The organism is Halomonas sp., from assembly GCF_029263665.1.
Classification (GTDB): domain Bacteria; phylum Pseudomonadota; class Gammaproteobacteria; order Pseudomonadales; family Halomonadaceae; genus Halomonas.
In genome coordinates this window covers 1-4,492 of the sequence record NZ_JAJUFQ010000048.1, presented here as the reverse complement: position 1 = coordinate 4,492, position 4,492 = coordinate 1, and the positions used below count along the sequence as shown (strand labels likewise).

Below are 4,492 nucleotides of genomic sequence, written 5' to 3'. Positions count from 1 at the left end.
CGATTGCCGCCATGGCACCACTGGAGCGCCTGGGACAGCCGGATGAAATTGCCGCTGCCGTTGCCTTCCTTGCCAGCCCCCAGGGCAGTTGGATCAATGGCCAGATATTGCGTGCCAATGGCGGTTTTGCCTGAGACAACCGGAAACTTCCCACCGCCATGCCGATGTTACTTGGTTCAAGTACATCTCCCCCGAAATTCAATCGAAACGCCTTCTCATATCTCGGTGTGGAGTGCCGCTCCACACCGAGAATGAACTGCACCAAGATTTCTGGAGACTCCATTGACTGAAAAGGTGGAGTTATGGGCACACCGCAGAAGCCTCCGAGTTAATCGAGGCGGTTCGTATGCAGTATTTGATGTTCATTTGGCCATCAGACAAACCACTTTACATGCTTCATTAGCCAGCAAGATTTGACTAAAGAGCAATCGCTACCGAGCGTCTCAGCCTGAGACCTGGCCTCTGTCCTGACCTGCCCAGGACGGAGGATGAGGCATGTCTGGCCATTCTCCTGCCGTGCACTCTCCCGCACTGAATCAGCACGGTTGGCGATACCCGTTCCCGGCTTTTGCATGACGGCCTTCCCTTCTAATCTCAAAGATTGTATAAAATATAAAAACTACATCGCCGACCTCAAAAATGGACCGCGATCCCCGACCACCACAAGAATGTCCAAAGGTGTCCAATGAAACGCGTGCATGTCATCGATTCGCATACCGCAGGTGAGCCGACCCGGCTGGTCCTGGATGGTTTTCCCGCCCTGGAGGGCAAGAGCCTGGCAGAGAAGCGGGATGCGCTACGCGATCACCATGACCAGTGGCGACGTGCGACCATGCTCGAGCCACGCGGCCACGATGTCCTGGTCGGAGCGCTGTACTGCGAGGCAACATCCGAGGACACCGCCTGTGGCGTGATCTTCTTCAACAACAGCGGCTATCTGGGCATGTGTGGCCATGGCACAATCGGTCTGGTTGCGTCCCTGCACCACATCGGCCAAATGTCACCGGGCTCGCACAGGATCGACACCCCTGTTGGTCCTGTTGACGCCACGCTTCACGACGACGGCGCCGTGACGGTACGCAATGTCCTTTCCTACCGCTATCGCAAGCAGGTCCCTGTGGAAGTGCCCGGCTACGGCCTGGTGCACGGTGACATAGCCTGGGGCGGAAACTGGTTCTTTCTCGTCAGTGACCATGACCAGCGTATAGCGCTCGACAATGTCGATGCCTTGACAGATTTCACCTGGGCCATTCGCCAGGCGCTGGAAGCGCAGTCCATCCGTGGCGAGGACGGTGGCGAAATCGACCATATCGAGCTGTTTGCCGATGACCCAAAGGCCGACAGCCGCAACTTCGTGCTCTGCCCAGGCAAAGCCTACGACCGCTCACCCTGCGGCACCGGCACCAGCGCCAAGCTGGCTTGCCTGGCGGCCGATGGCAAGCTAGCCCCCGGTGAAACCTGGGTGCAGGCCAGCATCTGCGGCGGCCATTTCGAAGCCTCCTACCAGTGGGAAGGCGATCGCATTCGCCCCTGGATAAAGGGTCGTGCCCATATCAGCGCCGATGCCACCCTGCTGATTGATGAACGGGACCCCTTTGCCTGGGGCATCACAGCCTGATCCCGACCTTTCTGAAGACCCTGCCGAACGCGGCAGGGCAGCTCACAACCGTGGAACTACCCTGAAGGAAAGACAATGAACGACAATATCTTTACTGGCTGCATTCCAGCTCTGATGACCCCCTGCACAGCCGACCGTCAGCCGGATTTTGATGCCTTGGTCGCCAAGGGACGCGAACTGGTCGATCTCGGCATGAGCGGTGTCGTCTACTGTGGCTCCATGGGCGACTGGCCGCTACTGACCGAAGCCCAGCGTCAGGAAGGTGTGGCACGCCTGGTCGAAGCCGGCATTCCCACCATTGTCGGCACCGGTGCCGTCAACTCCAGGGAAGCCGTGTCACATGCGGCTCATGCAGCCAAGGTCGGCGCCCACGGCCTGATGGTCATTCCTCGCGTGCTGTCACGTGGTGCCTCCCTTAGCGCCCAGAAAGCACACTTCTCCGCCATTCTCGATGCCGCGCCTGATCTGCCGGCAGTGATCTACAACAGCCCCTATTACGGTTTTGCCACTCGCGCCGAACTGTTCTTCGAGCTACGCCGTGAGCACCCCAACCTGATTGGCTTCAAGGAGTTTGGCGGTGCCGACGACCTGCGCTACGCAGCGGAGAACATCACCTCCCAGGACGACAAGGTCACGCTGATGGTCGGTGTGGATACCACTGTCTATCACGGCTTCGTCAACTGCGGCGCTACTGGAGCCATCACCGGTATCGGCAATGCCCTGCCACGCGAAGTACTCAAGTTGGTGGAACTCAGCAAGAAGGCTGCCAAGGGCGACGTCCAGGCTCGCCGACTGGCCCAGGAGCTCGAAGAGGCGCTCGGCGTGCTGTCCTCCTTTGATGAAGGGGCAGATCTGGTGCTCTATTACAAACACCTGATGGTGCTCAACGGCGACCAAGAGTATGCCCTGCACTTCAACGAGAGCGATCAGCTCAGCGAGGCCCAGCGACGCTACGTCGAGACCCAGTACGACCTGTTCCGCAGCTGGTACGCACAATGGTCGGCCTCGCTCAATATCGCCTGAGTACCGTCACTCGTCCCTCATCCATCGCCCCGGCATCCGCCGGGGTATTGGCCGGAGTCACCCATGTCCCAGCCGTCCCCGACCATGCATCACATGACCCTCGACGACGCCGCTGCGCTTTCCCGGGCTGTCCTCATGCGCCAGGGGTTCAACGACGAACAGACGCAGGCACTCACGCGTGCCGTCATCGCCGGCGAGCGTGACGCCTGCCACTCTCACGGCCTCTACCGGCTGCTCAACTGCGTGTCCACCCTAGCCGCTGGAAAGGTCGTCGCCGACGCCCAGCCCGAGGTACATGATCAGGCGCCAGGCATCGTGCGCGTCGATGCCAAGGGCGGGTTCTCACAGCTGGCGTTCGAAGCCGGTTTACCAGTGCTTGCCACCAAGGCTCGAGAGCAGGGTATCGCCGCCCTGGCGATCAATCGCTGTGTGCACTTTTCCGCCTTGTGGATCGAAGTCGAGGCTATCACCGAGCTTGGCCTGGTAGGCCTGGCCTGCAACCCGAGCCATGCCTGGGTGGCACCAGCGGGTGGCACTCGGCCGCTGCTCGGCACCAATCCATTGGCATTCGGCTGGCCACGCCCCGACGGCCAGCCACCTTACCTGTTCGACTTCGCCACCAGCGCCATTGCGCGGGGCGACATCGAACTATACCGCCGAGAGCAGAGACCTATTCCGGAAGGCTGGGGCATCGACCGTCATGGCCGGCCAAGCCAAGATGCTGCCGCCGTTCTCGACGGAGCCCTGCTGACCTTCGGCGGCCACAAGGGCTCCGCTCTGGCCACCATGATCGAATTGATCGCGGGTCCACTGATCGGCGATCTCACCAGTGCCGAATCACTGGCCCACGACGGCGGGGCTGGTGGTTCGCCCTACCATGGCGAACTGATCATCGCCATGGATCCAGAGCGCTTTCTAGGGGATGCCTGCGAGCATTACATGCAACGGGCCGAGGCCTTGTTCGGTGCCATCATCGACCAGGGTGCTCGCTTGCCCTCCCAGCGGCGCTACGCCGCCCGCGAACGTACCCGACGGGAAGGCATTCACCTTCCCGACCACCTTTATCGAGAACTGGTCGAGTTGAGCTGAACCCGGCCTGTTCCCCCTCCTCCCACCAAGGAGACAAGCATGATTCTGGAAGGCAAGATGCTGATTGGCCAGAGCGCCATCCACGGCAGCCGTGATCCCATCCACGCTATCGATCCGGCTAGCAATGAGCGCCTGTCGCCGGCTTACTCCGGCGGTACGGAAGCCGATGTCGAACACGCCTGCGAGCTGGCCTGGGCGGCCTTCGATCATTTCCGCGAGACCTCGCCAGAAGCCCGCGCCCATTTCCTCGAGACGATCGCCGGGGAGATCGAAGCATTGGGCGAAGAGCTGATCACCAGAGCCTCCACCGAGACAGGGCTACCGACAGCCCGCCTGCAGGGGGAACGTGGTCGTACCTGTGGTCAGTTGCGACTGTTCGCACGCACGGTGCGCGATGGTGAGTGGCTCGATGTACGCATCGATCCAGCCTTGCCGGAGCGCAGCCCTTTACCGCGCGCTGACCTGCGCCAACGCCATGTGGCCCTGGGCCCAGTTGCCGTGTTCGGTGCCAGTAACTTCCCCCTGGCTTTCTCGGTCGCCGGCGGCGACACCGCCTCTGCCCTGGCCGCCGGCTGCCCGGTGGTGGTCAAGGCCCACTCCGCCCATCCCGGCACCTCCGAACTGGTCGGCCGTGCCGTGCAACGTGCGGTGGCGAAGTGCGAACTGCCGGAAGGTGTGTTCTCGCTGCTCTACGGCTCCGGTCGTGAAGTCGGCCAGGCGCTGGTCGCCGATCCCCGCATCAAGGCCGTTGGTTTCACCGGT

Annotated in this window: 5 protein-coding genes; all 5 read left to right on the top strand. The window is 61.6% G+C overall.

The genetic code is table 11. The features are described from left to right. The first annotated feature begins 11 nt into the window (after window positions 1–11). Window positions 12–134, top strand: a complete 123-nt coding sequence (locus tag Q1K07_RS21200) for an SDR family oxidoreductase (RefSeq protein WP_300310720.1) — start codon at window positions 12–14, stop codon at window positions 132–134. Window positions 135–685: 551 nt separating this feature from the next. Beyond that, window positions 686–1,618 (top strand): 4-hydroxyproline epimerase, encoded by a 933-nt coding sequence (locus Q1K07_RS21195; RefSeq protein WP_300315931.1) that lies wholly within the window; start codon window positions 686–688, stop codon window positions 1,616–1,618. A 75-nt stretch (window positions 1,619–1,693) separates the two neighbouring features. Further along, the gene (locus tag Q1K07_RS21190; protein ID WP_300315928.1) at window positions 1,694–2,641 is read left to right on the top strand and encodes a dihydrodipicolinate synthase family protein; all 948 of its coding nucleotides are present in this window, start codon (window positions 1,694–1,696) and stop codon (window positions 2,639–2,641) included. A 63-nt stretch (window positions 2,642–2,704) separates the two neighbouring features. Continuing rightward, window positions 2,705–3,730 (top strand): Ldh family oxidoreductase, encoded by a 1,026-nt coding sequence (locus Q1K07_RS21185; protein ID WP_300315925.1) that lies wholly within the window; start codon window positions 2,705–2,707, stop codon window positions 3,728–3,730. 39 nt (window positions 3,731–3,769) lie between these two features. Then, the coding region (locus Q1K07_RS21180; protein WP_300315923.1) for an aldehyde dehydrogenase family protein at window positions 3,770–4,492 on the top strand (723 nt) is incomplete at its 3' end.